This window comes from Lautropia mirabilis, from assembly GCF_900637555.1.
In the GTDB taxonomy this organism is placed as follows: domain Bacteria; phylum Pseudomonadota; class Gammaproteobacteria; order Burkholderiales; family Burkholderiaceae_E; genus Lautropia; species Lautropia mirabilis.
This window is the reverse complement of record NZ_LR134378.1, coordinates 3,089,089-3,105,871: the sequence shown is the minus strand read 5'-3', so window position 1 is coordinate 3,105,871 and position 16,783 is coordinate 3,089,089. Positions and strand designations below refer to the sequence as shown.

At 63.7% G+C, this 16,783-nt stretch carries 14 protein-coding genes; 7 read left to right on the top strand and 7 right to left on the bottom strand.

Going from position 1 to position 16,783, the window contains the following annotated elements; all coding sequences use genetic code 11:
- Positions 1–3 precede the first annotated feature (3 nt).
- The 3 genes from EL249_RS12780 to EL249_RS12770 are packed head-to-tail and all read left to right on the top strand — an operon-like array spanning position 4 to position 3,085.
- Entirely contained in the window at positions 4–957 is a 954-nt protein-coding gene (locus EL249_RS12780; RefSeq protein ID WP_005671727.1) for an aspartate carbamoyltransferase catalytic subunit, read from the top strand.
- Positions 958–965: 8 nt separating this feature from the next.
- Positions 966–2,303, top strand: a complete 1,338-nt coding sequence (locus tag EL249_RS12775; protein ID WP_232002022.1) for a dihydroorotase — start codon at positions 966–968, stop codon at positions 2,301–2,303.
- On the top strand, positions 2,300–3,085 hold the full coding sequence (locus tag EL249_RS12770; RefSeq protein ID WP_126348249.1) for a lysophospholipid acyltransferase family protein: 786 nt from the start codon (positions 2,300–2,302) through the stop codon (positions 3,083–3,085). Before EL249_RS12775 ends, EL249_RS12770 begins: the two co-directional genes overlap by 4 nt.
- Here the strand turns inward: EL249_RS12770 and EL249_RS12765 are convergent.
- From EL249_RS12765 to EL249_RS12735, 7 genes are all read right to left on the bottom strand, one after another.
- Positions 3,060–4,028, bottom strand: a complete 969-nt coding sequence (locus tag EL249_RS12765; protein WP_083799419.1) for a reverse transcriptase family protein — start codon at positions 4,026–4,028, stop codon at positions 3,060–3,062. The genes EL249_RS12770 and EL249_RS12765 overlap by 26 nt on opposite strands.
- A gap of 584 nt (positions 4,029–4,612) precedes the next feature.
- Positions 4,613–5,956, bottom strand: coding sequence for a type II toxin-antitoxin system HipA family toxin (locus EL249_RS12760; RefSeq protein WP_005671730.1), 1,344 nt, complete (start codon positions 5,954–5,956; stop codon positions 4,613–4,615).
- Positions 5,953–6,330, bottom strand: a complete 378-nt coding sequence (locus EL249_RS12755; RefSeq protein WP_005671731.1) for a helix-turn-helix domain-containing protein — start codon at positions 6,328–6,330, stop codon at positions 5,953–5,955. Before EL249_RS12755 ends, EL249_RS12760 begins: the two co-directional genes overlap by 4 nt.
- Positions 6,331–6,495: 165 nt before the next feature.
- Complete coding sequence (locus tag EL249_RS12750) at positions 6,496–7,728, bottom strand: RodZ family helix-turn-helix domain-containing protein (protein ID WP_126348247.1); 1,233 nt, start codon at positions 7,726–7,728, stop codon at positions 6,496–6,498.
- Positions 7,729–8,036: 308 nt separating this feature from the next.
- Positions 8,037–8,855: a symmetrical bis(5'-nucleosyl)-tetraphosphatase gene (locus EL249_RS12745; protein WP_005671734.1), complete on the bottom strand. Its 819-nt coding sequence runs from the start codon at positions 8,853–8,855 to the stop codon at positions 8,037–8,039.
- Between the two features lie 16 nt (positions 8,856–8,871).
- Positions 8,872–11,661, bottom strand: a complete 2,790-nt coding sequence (locus EL249_RS12740; RefSeq protein ID WP_005671736.1) for a polysaccharide biosynthesis protein — start codon at positions 11,659–11,661, stop codon at positions 8,872–8,874.
- Position 11,662: 1 nt separating this feature from the next.
- A complete protein-coding gene (locus EL249_RS12735) occupies positions 11,663–13,003 on the bottom strand; it encodes an MraY family glycosyltransferase (RefSeq protein ID WP_005671738.1) in 1,341 nt (446 codons plus the stop codon).
- Between the two features lie 162 nt (positions 13,004–13,165).
- On the opposite strand from EL249_RS12735, the gene rfbB reads away from it, so the two are divergent.
- From rfbB to rfbD, 4 genes are read left to right on the top strand one after another with little or no spacing between them, the layout of a single operon-like run.
- Entirely contained in the window at positions 13,166–14,242 is a 1,077-nt protein-coding gene (gene rfbB, locus EL249_RS12730) for a dTDP-glucose 4,6-dehydratase (RefSeq protein WP_040529557.1), read from the top strand.
- A 51-nt stretch (positions 14,243–14,293) separates the two neighbouring features.
- A complete protein-coding gene (gene rfbA, locus EL249_RS12725; protein WP_005671742.1) occupies positions 14,294–15,169 on the top strand; it encodes a glucose-1-phosphate thymidylyltransferase RfbA in 876 nt (291 codons plus the stop codon).
- The gene (rfbC, locus tag EL249_RS12720; protein ID WP_005671744.1) at positions 15,169–15,741 is read left to right on the top strand and encodes a dTDP-4-dehydrorhamnose 3,5-epimerase; all 573 of its coding nucleotides are present in this window, start codon (positions 15,169–15,171) and stop codon (positions 15,739–15,741) included. The genes rfbA and rfbC overlap by 1 nt, the downstream gene beginning before the upstream one ends.
- On the top strand, positions 15,738–16,664 hold the full coding sequence (gene rfbD, locus EL249_RS12715; protein ID WP_005671746.1) for a dTDP-4-dehydrorhamnose reductase: 927 nt from the start codon (positions 15,738–15,740) through the stop codon (positions 16,662–16,664). The genes rfbC and rfbD overlap by 4 nt, the downstream gene beginning before the upstream one ends.
- Positions 16,665–16,783: the final 119 nt, after the last annotated feature.

Below are 16,783 nucleotides of genomic sequence, written 5' to 3'. Positions count from 1 at the left end.
GACATGCAGATGCAACAGGTGCAAGTGGGCAAGGACGGGCGACTGCGCCACCTGCTCACACTGGAAGGGCTGTCGCGTGACATGATCCATCAGATCCTGGACAACGCGGCGTCGTTCCTGAACGTGTCCAACCGGGAAATCAAGAAGGTGCCGCTGCTGCGCGGCCGTTCGGTGTTCAATCTGTTCTTCGAGGATTCGACCCGCACGCGCACGACCTTCGAGATTGCCGCCACCCGGCTGTCGGCCGACGTGGTGAACCTCAACATCAGCACCTCGTCCACCTCCAAGGGCGAATCGCTGCTGGACACCATCGACAACCTGCAGGCCATGGCGGCCGATGTGTTCGTGGTGCGGCACAGCCAGAGCGGGGCGGCGCACCTCATTGCGCAGCACGTGGGCGACCATGTGCACGTGGTCAACGCCGGTGACGGACGGCATGCGCACCCCACGCAGGGGCTGCTGGACATGTACACCATCCGCCACTTCAAGAAGGACTTCACGAAGCTGTCCGTGGCCATCGTGGGCGACATCACCCATTCGCGGGTGGCGCGCTCGGACATCCATGCACTCACCACGCTGGGCGTGCCTGACGTGCGCGTGGTGGGGCCGCTGACGCTGCTGCCGGGCGGTCTGGAGCAGATGGGCGTGTCGCTGCACACCGACATGCGCACTGCCCTGAAGGACGTGGACGTGGTGATCATGCTGCGACTGCAGAACGAGCGGATGCGCGGCGCGCTGCTGCCCAGCCCGCAGGAATACTTCAGCCGCTACGGCCTCACGCGCGAGAAACTGGCACTGGCCAAGCCCGATGCCATCGTCATGCACCCGGGGCCGATGAACCGGGGCGTTGAAATCGAATCGGCCGTGGCCGACGGGCCGCAATCGGTCATCCTGCAGCAGGTGACCTTCGGCATTGCAGTGCGCATGGCCGTGATGAGCATGCTGGCAGCGGGATGAAGGAGAACATGATGCAAGAAGGTGTGATCAAGGCAGGCCGCAGCGGGCATGAAGCCTCGTTTTCCATCACCGGCGCGCGCCTGGTGGACCCCTGGGTGAAACTGGACATGCAGGCCGACCTGCATGTGGCCGATGGCCGCATCATCGCCGTGGGCGCTGCGCCCCATGGTTTCCGGCCGGCACGGACCATCGACGGCACGGGCCTGGTGGTGTCGCCGGGACTGGTGGACCTGTCCGCCCGCCTGCGCGAGCCGGGCTTCGAATACAAGGCCTCGCTGGAATCCGAGATGCAGGCCGCCGTGGCCGGGGGCGTGACGGCGCTGGCATGCCCGCCCGACACCGACCCGCCGCTGGACGAGCCGGGCCTGGTGGAAATGCTGAAATACCGCGCCCACAACCTGGGACTGGCGCACCTGTACCCGCTGGGCGCCCTGACCGTGGGCCTGAAGGGCCAGGCGCTGACCGAAATGGCCGAGCTGACCGCCGCCGGCTGCGTGGGCTTTGCCCAGGCCAGCCAGCCCATTCAGGACACCCAGGTGCTGCTGCGCGCCATGCAGTATGCCCATTCCTTCGGCTACACCGTGTGGCTGAACCCCGTCGACCCCTTCCTGTCGCGGGGCGGCGTGATGCACGCCGGGCCGTTTGCCTCGCGGCTGGGGCTGCCCGGCAACCCCGTCACCAGCGAGACCGTGGCGCTGCACACCATCTGCGAACTGGTGGCCTCGGTGGGCTGCCCCGTGCACCTGTGCCGCCTGTCGTCGGCCGCCGGTGTGGAGCTGGTGCGCCAGGCCCGCAAGGCCGGCCTGCCCATCACTGCCGACGTGGCCATCAATCACCTGCACCTGACCGATGTCGATGTGGGCTTCTTCGACTCGGCCTACCGGCTGGAGCCGCCGCTGCGCGCCCAGCGCGACCGTGACGCCCTGCGCGCCGGTCTGGCCGACGGCACGCTGGACGCCATCTGCTCGGACCACACGCCGGTGGTGGAAGACGCCAAGCGCCTGCCCTTCGGCGAAGCCGAACCGGGTGCCGTGGGCCTGTCGCTGCTGCTGCCCCTGTCCCTGAAATGGGGCAAGGAACAGGGCCTGAACCTCGTGTCCGTGCTGGATCGGCTCACCCGCATCCCGGCCGGCATTGCCGGCATCGACCCTGCCCGCAAGAACGAGCCCGCCGGCCTTTCCGTCGGCGCCCGGGCTGACCTGTGCGTCTTCGACCCCGAAGAATCGTGGGTGGTGAACGAGAAAACCCTGTGGGGCCAATGCACCGACACCCCGTGGCTGGGCCGTGAAGTGCAGGGCCGCGTGCGCCTTACCGCCGTGGGCGGCCGCCTGGTCTTCACGCGGTGATCCCCGCCCTGCGCCGTGCGGCGCGTCTGCCCCTGCTGACGCTGCTGCTGGTAGCGGGCCTGGTGGGACTGGCGCTGATGCAGCCCTGGCTGCCTCAGCAGGGCAGGCGCGTCCTCATCCGCTGGTGGTCGTGCCTGCTGATGCGCATCTGCGGCGTGAAAGTGCAGGAAACCTGGGCCGGCGACCCCGCCCGGCCCCGCACATTGGCCGAACTGGCCCCCGGCCGCCTGCTGGTGGCCAACCACGTCTCGTGGCTGGACATCTTTGCCATCAACTCCCTGGCCACCTCGGCCTTCGTGGCCAAGGCCGAAATAAAACGCTGGCCCGTCATTGGCTGGCTGGTGAGCCTGGCCGGCACCGTCTACATCGCGCGGGGTAACCGCCGCGCCGTCCCCGACGTGCTGCGCCAGATGCGCGAACGCCTGCGCACCGGCTTTCCGGTGGCGCTTTTCCCTGAAGGCACCACCAACGCCGGACCGGAACTGAAACCCTTCCACGGCAACCTGCTGCAGGCCGCCATCGACGAAGAAGCCGAGATCGTGCCCGTGGGCCTGAAATACCTGCACACCGACGGCACCCCGGGCGTGGAGGCGTACTACCTGGACGAGACGACGTTCATGCAGTCGCTGTGGGCCGTGGTGGGGGCGAAGGGGCTGGTGGTTCGGGTGGTGGTGTTGGATGCCGTTCCCTCGGGGGGAGGGAACGGCGGGAGGTGGGGGAGAGGTTGCGGAGGGCCATATCCGATGGTATGGCTGGCTACATGTTCTGAGATTTGTCTTTGAACAGGTCCATGCGACTTTGTACTTTTCCGGTGCGTTGTAGAAGATGGGGTTCTACCCTCGACGCTTCTCGGTATTGGCCGAGCAGTGTCTTTCCGAGGGTTTGAATATTGTCAGGAGATTTTGATCTGAAGAATGCGTTGCTATATATTCTTATTTTCTTATGTCTCTTATTTGTTATTCGAAGCCCTTTCGGAGTAATGGCGACTCCTGTTATAACTCGGGTTTTATTGGCGGAGAAATGCGAGATTTTGTGTCCGCGCAGATCGTTTTTTTTGAGGTGCGTGATGACCTTATTTCTAAGCTCTTGGGAGGCTGCCTCTCCAGAAAAGAACATGTCGTCGACATAAAGAGAAAAACAGAGGTTATTGCTTCTTGCGAGGTTTCCTATCCATGAAAACATGTCCTTGCAAGCGAAGTACGATAGGGTCGGGCTGATTGGGCTTCCGGTAGGGAGTGCGCCGTGGATGCAGCATATTTTTGCCAGGAGTCTAGCAATGTCGGGGGCGCACTTCATCTCATTTTGGAAGAAGTTATGTACTTTCTTAATTTTTACGGATGGATAGAATTTTTCTATATCTACTTTGAATGATGGTTCGTGGATTCTGTCTTTGTGGAACTCAGCATTGTTTAAGTAAGAGCGGCCTTTCGTCGCAGAATAGACAAATTCTTCCTTCTTGATTCTAGAAAGGAATTTTGCTATTTTTTTGTGAATCTTGAGAAGGTCTTCTTTGGGCTCCTGGATTTTTCTTGGTGTGTGGGTGATGTTGCAAATCTTATCTCTAGGTTTTTGTTTTGTCTCCCATAACTTATAGTGCTTGCTTGTGTCTGATGCGAGGCGAATGATAGTTTTTGCATCTGTTTCAAGTATGCGCGCAAGCCTCCTTTTGGATTTGATCGAATAAAGAGGTGATTGATCTTTGTTGTATTGTTTTTTCGAGATCATGTTGTTCTTCTCTTTCTTTTAATGGAGGGGGTTAGGAAAGCCAGTCTTGGATCCAGTGAGCTATTTTTGCAAGCCTATAGAAAGCTTGAATTGCGTGAAGCACCTGGCTGAACGAAATTTGCTTCAGCTTTGTGGTGATCGTTTCACACCGAGCTCGACTAGTGTTAGTCTGGCTATCCTTCTTGCAGTTGAGGCTAGATTGGTCACACATAAAAAATCTCCAAAGACCGACGGCACAATTACCGTCGCTGTCGCGTCATTTGGGTATATGTGTGACAGGAGAAACTGCAAGATTCTTACCCCCATCCAACCGCCGCTTACCTGTCGTAAGTGCGGCTATGTCTCGCTTCACAGACTGTACGCATGGATCGTCGGTCGTCGCGCGTCCTCGGATCGGCAGCGAGAGGCCTGCTAGGCGAAGTTAGAGACCGAGGTCCCCACAAGCACTTTCGCGCTCAATTTGCTACTACAACATCTCCTTTTTCTAACCACGCACCGATTCTAGATGTTTTTAGAGATTTGTCTAATTTTTGTTGTGTTATAGGTTCGCATTGTTGGTTTTGTGCTTGTGATGGTTGTTGTTTTTAGACAGCGTCTCGCAACGGGCACCCCCGTATATGTACCTCCACGCGCTGCATCAGCCCTGCCGGCACGCCGTGATCTTCATAGCGCTTGCCCCAAACATCCAGTATCCGGCGCGTTGTGGTACACACTTCCGCAAGCAGTTCTTCCCGAACCTGCCCTGGTAGCCCCAAGCGCTGGAAGAAGGCGTTGAAGGTATCCAGCCCGATGGCATCAAAGCGCTTGGTGCCTGCCATGTTGAGGGCGATGGTCTGGTCGTGCTGGGTCCAGGCGACGGTGGATACCAGGTCGTAGGCGGGAGCCAGTCGGGGTTTGTTGGGGGTACGGTAGATGAGCGACCAGTTCTTGATGTGGGCGTCTCCGTTGCCCAGCAGGACGTTGAGCACCAGGCGGCGGGTCATCTCCTTCAGGTCATCGATGCCGCCGGCGTATTGCAGCAGCGTCATCGCCATCATGTCGTAGTTGACGCGGTTGTATTTCTGGCTGGTGCGCAGGCTGAATACCTGGACGAAGTCTTCAACGTGGATGCGTTCCTTAAGGGAAAGGGGCGCGTCGCTGTCGTTTTGTGGGCGGGAGGTGTCGTTCCGATCGAAGCGACGAATGGCGTAGAAGGGTTCGTCGGGTAGATGGCCCAGAATATTGGAAAGGCCTTCCAGTTGGTCGGGGTGCAGCAGCAGGGTTTCGGGTACGTCGATGCCTACGGCGCGGGCGGTGGCCATGGCGGCGGCTTCCACTTGCGGCAGGCCGGGAAAATCGTGGGAAGGGGGCTTGATGATGTAATTGCCCAGCCGACCGCCGGTATTGAGGGTGTAGCGTTCTCCCTGCCGCAGCATGGAGAATTTGAGCTGCATGCCGCCCAGCGAGAATTTCAGGTGGGTGGAACCTGCTGTCTGAGGTGCGCCATCGTCGGCTGTATCGGCATTGATGGGGAGCGCGCCGGCTTGTGTTGCGTGATTCTTGTGCCCCGGCGGCGGCGCGTTAACTGGCCGCAGGATGACGGCTCCCGGCAGGTCATGGCCCAGTGCTTCCAGCAGCAGGAACTCGCGGTCTTCGTGGACTTTCAGCTGCTGGGCGATGCGCGCGCGCATGCCGCCTTCGGGCAGCAGGTTGGAGAAGAAGGGCGGCGCCTTGATGGAAGCCGACTTGTGGCGCGGGTCCAGCAGCAGGCGGCGTGTCTGGGCTTCATCGTCCGGATGGGTCCATGCCAGCGAGAGGATTGGCCGAGCGGGGCCAGCGTCCAGATACTCCTCGCTGACGCTGAAGACGGTCCGTTCGTCCGGGTAATGGGTCAGGTAGCCGACGAGGGTATCTGACAGCCACACGCCCAGGGTGCGCGGCGCTTTCATTCGGGATCCGCCAGATAGGCGTAGCGAGTCATCAGGTCCATCGGGCCGAAGTCCTCGTCTGGCTCATGGGCCGGGTTCTGAGGCGGCAGTCTGCCTCGGCCACGCAGGTTCTGCTGGATGAGGGCGGCCTGGCCGACGGGGACGAGAGCAATTTCCAGGCCCAGTGCCGACACGTAGCTGATGAAGCTGTCCAGGGTCACGTCGTGGCCGTTCTCGATGTGCGAGACAGTGGCCTGGCGCAGGGGGCGTGGCTGGCCTTGGCGGTAGTGGCGCAGGCCGCCCTGGCTGCGGCCGGCGGCTTCACGTATTTGGCGCAGCTGCTGGCCCAGGTGGGCCAGTACGTCAGCGTTGTGGGGGGAGCGTGGGGTGGACATGGTGTGGCTGGCGTGGGAGTGCTTAAATTATACGCTATAGCGTATCACAGGTTATAGTTCTATACGTAATAGAGTATTGTCGGCTGTTGGCCATTTTATGGGCTTTAATCGTTGTGGGTTGCAAGAAACAGCCGAAATCTGTTCTTGCAACCCGGGACGGCTCGATCAGCTGTATAGATCGTCCAGATCCTGTACGTATGGTCCCTGATAGCTACGCCAGTACATCAGGCCACTTTCGTTTGGATAGACAGATCGGTCATCCACAACGTATGACTCGGGGTCTTTGAGTTCCTGTCCCCACTTCCAGTCTGATGGAACGTGCCAGACTGTGCATTGCAGTCGTTTGACCTGGGGTGAATTTAAACTTGTGCAGATCTTTGCTTCGTCGTTCCGGTCGCCTTTTATCAGTATCAGTTGAAGACCTTGGCTCCAGGTGTTGATCACGCCATAAGGAACCTCCTGACTTCTGGTGATGTTCGTTCTATGGCCCCCCATAGGAAGGGATGTTCCGCCCCCTGATGGAGGAGGTGTATCCCTGTCCGTTGCTTGGTATCCGAGGTCCACTGCAGCATAGCCGCTGACGGAAGGACCGATTTCAAAACTGTCCTCACGGATGTTGATTGTGTAACTAATCTCCATCGTATTGAAGCCGCGGGTTAGCCAAGGTTCGCCGTACATGGAGGGGTTGCGAAAGCGCGTATATTCGCTTTCGCTTGTAACCTTGTAGACGTAAGTTCCGGGGGGCGTGGCGTGATAGTAGCGCCGGCTACATAGACCATATGAGTCGTAAATTGGGGCTCTGACCCAGAGACGATTCGGGTCGTCGATGTAGTTATTTGATGAAAGTGCAGCGGATATGCGTACTTTCGCAATCCCCAGAGGTTTCTGCTTTTCCAGATATGGCTTGTCAAATGACTGGCTTGCGTAGGCTCTTGTCTGGCAATAGTTCTGTTCAATCATCGCCAACAACACGTCCCCACGAACGCCCGTGTTGCTGATGCTGGGCACCGTCTTGGGTTCCGGAGTTGGAGTCGGCGTCGGCGTGGGGGCAGGCTTGGTATCTGCCTGTGCCACCGGCTGCGTCGGGGCAAGCGTGGTCGGGGGCAGATTGGTTGTCTGGTTCTGCGGTACGGTGGGTGCCGGCTGTACAGAGTTGGGCTGTCCAACGGCAGGCGTGTTCACCTGGCCAGTGGGTGCAGGGTTGTTCTGTGGCGTGGTGACCGAGGGCGTGGAGGGGGCGGTGGCGACGATGTTCTGCGTCGGCGTGGGGGCTACGGGGCTGGCGGATACGGCTTTGTCCCGTTCGCTGCCGCCACCGCCGCCGCAGGCGGCGAGCATCACGCTTAGTGCGGTGGCGTTGCAGGTAGTGCGAAGGATATGGGGATGTCTGGATGCCATGTTGCGTCTCCAGGGTGCAACGTATTGCACAAGATGGACCATGGAGGAATCATATTCTTGACCTTGGGTGGTGCCAGATGTTTCGGCCAAAAAGCATCAGTCGCAGCAGGGCGAGGGGCGCGGTCTGTCGTGCGGCAGCGACGAAGGCTGCCGCAAGGCGGCGTTGGCAGGGAGTTTGTCGCGCCTGGCTTGAGTGATCAGGCAGCTGCGAGCTTCAGCAGCCTGCAGGGCAGAGGCGTTGTCATGGGCTGCCCGTAAGGCAGCCTGCCGTGATGGGGCGCGCGAGTGTGCGCGCCCGCGTCCATGCGTCAGTCCTTCCCGCCGCGTTTTCGCCCCGGGCAGGGCTGCTGGAAGACGTGGCGGTTTTCCAGGCGGATGGCGGTGAGGCTGCCGCCCCAGACGCAACCGGTGTCCAAGGCGATGAGGTCGGGTTGCAGTCTCAGGCCCAGGGATGACCAGTGGCCGAAGATGATGGGGCGGCCGGCGGAACGGCGGTTAGGGGCCTGGAACCAGGGGATGAGCCCTTCGGGGGCATAGGCCGGGGCTTCGGTGCATTTGAAGTCCATGCGGCCGTCGGCGTGCAGGTAGCGCAGGCGGGTGAGGCCGTTGACGATGCAGCGCAGGCGGTCGTCGCCGCGCAGGCTGTCGCTCCAGCGGTCGGGGGTGTTGCCGTACATGACGGCCAGGAAGTCCTGCCAGTGGGGGCCGCTCAGGACTTTTTCCACTTCGTGGGCCAAGTCGCGGGCCTGTTCGAATTCCCATTCGGGGAACAGGCCGGCGTGCACCATGAGGAAGTCGCCCTGGCGCAGGGCCAGGGGGCGGGTGCGCAGCCAGTCGATGAGTTCGGGGGCGTCGGGGGCGCGCAGGATGGGTTCCAGGGTGTCGCCGGGACGCGGGGTGCGGATGCCGGCGTACTGGGCCAGCAGGTGCAGGTCGTGGTTGCCTAGGACGGTGCGGGCGCGCAGGCCCAGTTGGCGGATCTGGCGCAGGGTGCCCAGGGAGTCGGGGCCGCGGTTGACCAGGTCGCCGCAGAACCAGAGCGGTTCGGTGGGGGCGGCACCGATTTTCTTCAGCAGTTGTTCCAGCGGCTGGCGGCAGCCTTGCAGATCTCCAAAGGCCAGTGTCACGTCGAGGTCCCCCGTGTCAGTGTTTTCGCTTTCGTCCGCGTCGGTTGCTGCCTTTGGCGGCTTTGGCCGCGGGCTGGGTGGGCGTGGTGTCGGCCGGCTCGTCAGCGTCAGCTTCCGCTTCGGGTGCGTCGGCGGTGGCAGCGGCTGCCGGTTCGGCGTCGGCGGCTTCGGCTGTGGCAGTGGCCTCCTGTTCAGGCGCGACTGCGTCTGCCTTGGCGGGCTCGTCTTCTGCCGGCCTGGCCTGAACCTTGTTTTGTGTTTCGGGTTCGGCGTCCATTTCAGCCGGGGCAGCAGCTTCCTCGGCGACCGGGGTTGCTTCCGTGGCCTGCGACGTGGTGGCCGCAGCGGCGGATGAGGCCGTCGGCGTGGGCGAAGCCACCGATTCTGCCGGCATGGCCGAATCGGCTGGTGTGGTTGGCTCAGCCGACGCAGCGACAGGCTCATCAGCCGTCTCGGTCCGGGTGGCCACCTGGGCCAGGTGCTTCAGGCGGGCCAGCAGGGCGTCGTTGTCGGGCAGCAGGGCGGCCAGTTCTTCGCGGGACTGCACGGCGTCGTCCTGGCGGCTTTCTGCCAGGGGAGCCGGTGTGGTGTCAGGCACGGCAGGGCTGGCCGTCGGTGTCTGCCGGTTGACCGGAATGGGCTGGGCCACGGGGTCGCGCAGCATGGAGACGGCGAGCGGGGAGGGCTCGATTGCCGCAGGGGCCAGGGCAGCACCTGCCAGCCGGGCGGCGACGGTGCTTCCGGCTGTGGCGGGTGTGCTGGTCGGGGCAGTCGTGGTCGCGCCCTGGGGGGCGGCCGCCGGTCGGGATGCGGCCGAGGTGGCGGGTGCCGAGACAGGTTGCCGGGGTGTGGCCGGAGCCGTGGCCGCGGTGGTCGACGGTGCCTTGGTGGCGCCGGCATCCGGTGCGGGGCTGGTCTCTGTGGCCGACGGCAAGGTAGCCGGGCGAGCGCCCGGGGTGGCCACGGGCGGGTACAGCGGGGCCGGCTTGTATTCGGGCACCCACAGGGTCAGCATCTGGCGCACCTCGGCGTCGCCCACGGGGCCGGGGGATTCCAGCCAGCGCTTGACGGAGATGTCCCAGCTGGTGCCCGGGGGATCGATGGGGCGGGAGACACGCAGCTTGGCGTGCGGGGTGGGCAGGGTCTTCTCGTTGTCGGCCAGCAGTTCCTCGAAGAGTTTCTCGCCCGGGCGCAGGCCGGTGAAGGCGATGGGGATGTCGGCTTCGGTGTAGCCCGACAGGCGCACCATGGTGCGGGCCAGGTCGACGATGCGGATGGGCTGGCCCATGTCCAGGACGAAGGTCTCGCCGCCGCGTCCCATGAGGCCGGCCTGCAGCACGAGCTGGGTGGCCTCGGGGATGGACATGAAGTAGCGGGTGATGTCGGGGTGGGTGACGGTGATGGGGCCGCCGTTGGCGATCTGCTCGCGGAACTTGGGAATGACGCTGCCGCTGGAGCCCAGCACGTTGCCGAAGCGCACCAGCACCATGGGCAGGGTGGCCATGCTGTGCTGGTACTGCAGGATCATCTCGGCCAGGCGCTTGGTGGCGCCCATGACGTTGGTGGGGTTGACCGCCTTGTCGCTGGAGATGTAGACGAAGCGCTCGATGTCGAAGCGCGAGGCCACGTCGGCCAGGACGCGGGTGCCCCAGGCGTTGTTGCGCACGGCCTGCCAGGCGTTGTTCTCTTCCAGGATGGGAACGTGCTTGTAGGCGGCGGCGTGGTAGACGATGGTGGGACGGTGGCGCTCGAAGATCTCCTGCAGGCGCGCGGCGTCCTTGATGTCACCGACGATGGGCACGAGGCGCTGTTCGGGGAAGGCGCGCTTGAGGTCTTCGGTGACGCGGTAGAGGGCGAACTCGCTCAGCTCGTAGATGATGATCTGGCCGGGCTTGAAGCGGGCGATCTGGCGGCAGAGTTCGGAGCCGATGGAGCCGCCACCGCCAGTGACGAGGACGGACTTGCCTTCCAGCATCTGGCGCAGGCCGCCGGTGTCGAGGCTGACGGGGTCGCGGCCCAGCAGGTCGTCCACGTCCACGTAGCGGATCTGGGAGACCTTGACCTGGCCGCTCATCAGTTCCTGCACGTCGGGGATGACCAGCAGCTTGATGTGGGCGCGTTCGCACAGCTCGAAGACGCGCCGGCGGGTGGCGTGGTTGGTGGCGCCGACGGCCAGCACGGCGTGCTTGCAGTTGCTGTCGCGGGCGATCTGTTCAAGCTGTTCCCAGTGACCCAGGATGCGCACGCCGCCCATCTGGCGGCCAACCTTGTTGGGGTTGTCGTCCAGCACGCCGATGACGTACCAGTACGGGTTGCGATTGAGCTCGTCGATGAGGGAGAGGGCGGCGTTGCCCGCGCCCAGCAGGATGACGGGCTGGGGCTCGACCCCCTTGGCGCCCATGGCCTTTTCCTTCCACCAGCGGTAGAGCAGGCGCCCGGCGCACATGAAAAGGATGAGCAGCAGCGGGTTGAGGAAGTAGAGCGAGCGCGGCACGCCCAGGCCGTTGCGCCAGAGCAGCAGCAGGATGGGGATGATGAGTGCCGAGGTGCCCACCGACATGGCGATGAGCCGCATGTCGTGGATGGAGGCGTAGCGCCAGATGCCCCGGTACAGCCCGAAGTAGACGAAGCAGCCCACCTGCACGGCCAGCACGGCGGGCAGGGTCTGGAAGAGGATGATCTGCGTGGAGCGGTCCAGCTCGAAGTTCCAGCGCAGCGAGAAGGTGAAGGTCCAGACCAGGGCGGCCACGACGATGTCGTGGCCGATGGCAATGAAGGTGCGCGGATTGACGTTGAACAATCTCATGTCAGGAAACGGGCTCCTTGCGGCCGGCGCCCAGCAGGTAGGCGGCGATGATGAGCGGCAGGTAGGCCAGGGCAACCAGATGCCAGGCCTGGCCGGGCTGCAGGCGGGCAAGCGCTGCCAGGGGCAGAAGCCAGAGTACGTTGATCAGGCAGTATACAAGTGTGACCCGTGCGTGGCTGTTCCAATGCCTGCTGAGGCGCTGGTAGGCGTGGCTGCGATGCGCATCGCCCACACGCTGGCCGCTGAGCAGGCGGCGCAGCAACGTGACGGTTGCATCGGTGATGAAGAGGGCACCCAGGATCATCCAGCTGGTAACGGGTATGCCGTAGCCTGCGCTGACATCGGTCTCGCCGGTCAGCTGGGCCTCGCGCAGCCAGGTCAGGTGGCCGGTGATGTCCAGTCCGGCCACGGCCAGGATGGAAAAGCCCAGGAAGAGGCTGCCGGCATCGCCCATGAAGATGCGGGCCGGCGCCCAGTTGTGCACCAGAAAGCCTGCAGTGGCGGCGGCGATGATGAGGCTGCCGACCGACCACGGGTCGGTCATGAGGAACTGCAGCTGCAGGCGCTCCAGCAGGCCGGAGGCGGTATCGGCGCCGTTTTCGGCCAGCATGAGGCTGCGCAGCAGCACGCCGGCCAGCAGCATGAAGAGGGCCTGGCTGGCGGCGATGCCGTCGATGCCGTCCATGAAGTTGTAGAGGTTGATCCACCAGGTGCCCAGCAGCATCAGGGCCACCACCAGGCCCAGGGTCATGAAGGCGGGCAGCAGGGCGTCGCGGGCCTCGGCCTGGGTGAAGGTCTCGGACATGCCAGGCAGGCCCCAGCCGGACAGCAGCTGCCAGAGCTGTTCCTTCAGGCCGGCCCAGGCGCTGCCTGCACCGGGCAGGCTGGAGAGCACCACCAGCAGCCAGGCGCAGCAGAAGAGCTGAAAGCCCAGCCGCAGGCGGATGCTGAGCGGCTCGCGGTCGTCCTGCAGGCCCAGGATGCCCAGGACCAGCGCGGCAAGGAGGAGTGGAAGGGCGATCCAGACCAGGGGGCCCAGGCTGTAGAGCCAGGCCGCATCCTGCGCCAGCAGGTTGGCGAAGGCGCCCTGGTCGAGGGGCTGGCCCAGACCTACCAGATGTGGCAGGGTGACCACGGCCAGGGTCAGCAGCAGGAAGCCCGCCAGACTGGCGGCCACGATGGCCGCGCCACCGCCACGCGGGGTGACGCGGGTGTGGGAGGAGCGTTCGTTGGGAACGTCTTCCAGCCCCCAGGTCACGGCGTTCCGGATGATGAGACCGGTGCCTGCCCAGGCGAGGGCGGCGGTGGCGGCAAGTATCAGCAAAAGCGTGATGGAGGTCACCTAAGTCTTCCTGGGAATGGGGGGAATGCCACGTGGGCGACGGTCGGGACCGCTTATACTCCAAAAATTATGCGCCTGTTCGGGGCTGATCCGAGCGTTGCCGCCGGGGCGCGTTCCATTGCCGGACAGCGGTCCGGCCTCAATCGGAAGGATACTGAATACATGATTCTCGTGACAGGTGGTGCCGGTTTCATCGGCTCGAACTTCGTGCTGGACTGGCTGGCTGGCAGTGACGAGCCGGTGGTCAACGTCGACAAGCTCACCTACGCCGGAAACCGGCAGAACCTGGCGTCGCTGGAAGGCAATCCGGCGCACCACTTCGAGCAGGTCGACATCTGCGATCGCGAGGCCATCGACGCGCTGCTGGCCAAGTACAAGCCCCGCGCCATGGTGCACTTCGCGGCCGAAAGCCACGTCGACCGCTCCATCCACGGTCCGGCCGCCTTCGTGCAGACCAACATGGTGGGCACGTTCACGCTGCTGGAAGCCGCCCGTCAGTACTGGAACCAGCTGCAGGGCGCCGAGAAGGAGAACTTCCGCTTCCTGCATGTCTCCACCGACGAGGTCTATGGTTCGCTGGAAGCCGACGATCCGGCCTTCACCGAGACCACGCCCTATCAGCCCAACAGTCCGTATTCGGCCAGCAAGGCCGGGTCCGACCACCTGGTGCGCGCCTATTTCCATACCTATGGCATGCCGGTGCTCACCACCAACTGCTCGAACAACTACGGGCCCTACCACTTCCCCGAGAAGCTCATCCCGCTGGTGATCACCAACGCGCTGGCCGGCAAGAACCTGCCCATCTACGGCGACGGCAAGAACGTGCGTGACTGGCTGTTCGTGAAGGACCACTGCAGCGCCATCCGCCGTGTGCTGGAAGCCGGCAAGCCGGGCGAGACCTACAACGTGGGCGGTCACAACGAGAAGACCAACATCGACATCGTGCGGCAGATCTGCAAGCTGCTCGACGAGATGAAGCCCGATGCGGCCGGTTCCTATGAGCGTCTCATCACCTTCGTGAAGGACCGCCCCGGTCACGACCGCCGCTATGCCATCGACGCCGCCAAGATTGGCCGCGAGCTGGGCTGGACGCCGGCCGAGACCTTCGAGACGGGCATCCGCAAGACGGTGCGCTGGTACCTGGACAACCAGGACTGGGTGGCCAACGTGCAGTCGGGCGCCTACCGCGAGTGGATCGAGCACAACTACCAGGATCGCAAGGGCGACGCGAAGCAGTGAGCGTGGCCGAAGCCTGGCACTGACGAATCCAAACCTAGCGAGCCAAATCCCATGAAAGGCATCATCCTTGCCGGAGGTTCCGGCACCCGGCTGTACCCGGTGACGCAGGCTGTGTCCAAGCAGCTGCTGCCCATCTATGACAAGCCGATGATCTACTACCCGCTGTCGTGCCTGATGCTGGCCGGCATCCGCGACATCCTGATCATCTCCACCCCGCAGGACACGCCACGCTTCCAGCAGCTGCTGGGCGACGGCAGCCGCTGGGGCGTGTCGCTCAGCTATGCGGTGCAGCCCTCGCCGGACGGCCTGGCGCAGGCCTTCATCATCGGTGAGTCCTTCATCGGAAACGACAGCTGCGCGCTGGTGCTGGGCGACAACATCTTCTACGGCCACGCGCTGGGCGAGGATCTGGCGCAGGCCGGCCGCCAGGAAAGCGGCGCCACGGTCTTTGCCTATCGTGTGCATGATCCCGAGCGCTACGGCGTGGTGGAGTTCGACGCCGAAGGCCGCGCCGTCAGCCTGGAAGAGAAGCCCACGCAGCCCAAGAGCCGCTATGCGGTCACCGGCCTGTACTTCTATGACAACCAGGTGGTGGACATCGCCCGCAACCTGAAGCCGTCGCCGCGTGGCGAGCTGGAAATCACCGACGTGAACCAGCACTACCTGAAGGCGGGCCAGCTGAAGGTGAAGACGATGGGTCGCGGCTATGCGTGGCTGGACACCGGCACGCAGGAGTCGCTGATCGAGGCGTCGATGTTCGTGCGCACCATCGAGAAGCGCCAGGGCCTGAAGATCTGCTGCCCCGAGGAAGTGGCCTTCCGCAAGGGTTACATCACGGCAGACCAGCTGGCCAAGCTGGCCGAGCCGCTGAAGAAGAGCGGCTATGGCCAGTACCTGCAAACCATTCTGACTGAACGGATTTTCTGATGAAGCGTATCGATACCGCCCTGCCGGATGTTTTCCTGATCGAACCGAAGGTGTTCGGCGACAGCCGTGGCTATTTCTACGAAAGCTACAACCAGAAGGTCTTCGACGAGATGGCGGGGTCGCACGTGGAATTCGTGCAGGACAACCAGTCCCGTTCGGCCAAGGGCGTGCTGCGCGGTCTGCACTATCAGATCCAGCAGGCGCAGGGCAAGCTCATCCGCGTGATGGAAGGCGCCATCTTCGACGTGGCCGTGGACATCCGCCGTGGCTCGCCCACCTTCGGCAAGTCGGCCGGTTTCGTGCTGTCGGCCGAGAACAAGCGCATGGCCTGGATTCCGCCGGGCTTTGCTCACGGCTTCCTGTCGCTGGAAGACGGCACCACGGTGCTGTACAAGGCCAGCGATTTCTACGCGCCGGCGCATGAGCGCTCGCTGCTGTGGTCCGACCCGGTGCTGGGCATCGAGTGGCCGCTGGATCAGGTGGGCGGTCTGTCGGCCGTGCTGGTGTCCGACAAGGACAAGATCGGCAAGCCGCTGGCCGAAGCTGACGTCTACGCAGAGGGGCAGCCATGAAATTCGTCGTGACGGGAACCACCGGGCAGGTGGGCTGGGAGCTGGTCCGCGCGCTGCAGCCGCTGGGCGAGGTGGTGCCGGTCTCCATCGACGACCTGGACCTGACCGATGCCGAGGCCACGCGCCGGCTGCTGGACCGCGTGAAGCCCGATGTGGTGGTGAACCCGGCCGCGCATACGGCGGTGGACAAGGCCGAGACCGAGCAGCAGGAGCTGGCCCGGGTGCTGAACGCCGACGTGCCGGCCGTGCTGGCCGACTGGTGCAAGGCCCATGGCGCGCTGCTGGTGCATTACTCCACCGACTATGTGTTCAACGGCGAAGGCACGCGCCCTTGGAAGGAAGACGACGCCACGGCGCCGCTGAACGTCTATGGCGCCACCAAGCTGGCGGGTGAACAGGCCATCCAGAAGAGCGGCTGCGCGCACCTGATCCTGCGCACCTGCTGGGTGTATTCGCTGCACGGCGGCAACTTCCTGAAGACGATGGTGCGGCTGGCTTCCAGCCGTGATCACCTGAAGGTGGTGGCCGACCAGTACGGCGTGCCCACGCCGGCCTCGTTCATCGCCGACGTGACGGCCGAGCTGATCCGTCGCCGCAGCTTCGATCCGAAGCTGGCCGACTGGTCGGGCATCCTGAATCTGGCGCCGTCGGGCGAGACCACCTGGCACGGCTACGCCCAGACCGGGCTGAAGCTGCTGCACGAGGCCACGCTGGCCGCCGGCGAGAACACCGCCCAGCGTCCGCGCCCCGAATGGCAGGTGCCGCGCATGCCCACGCTGGAAGCCGTGCCGGCCACGGAATTCCCGGTGCCCAGCAAGCGGCCCAGCAATTCGCGGCTGGACCTTTCCCGCATCCAGCAGGTGTGGGGGCTGCGGATGCCGCCGTGGGATGAGCTGCTGAAGACGGTGCTGCGCGACGCCTGATCGCCGCAGCAGGCAGTCACGCTGAATGCGTGGCCGCCCGCGTGTCATTCAGGACCGAGGGGACGCTTCCGGCAGGATGCCGGGAGCGTCTCTTTTTTGCATACAGGGTGCATGTCGGT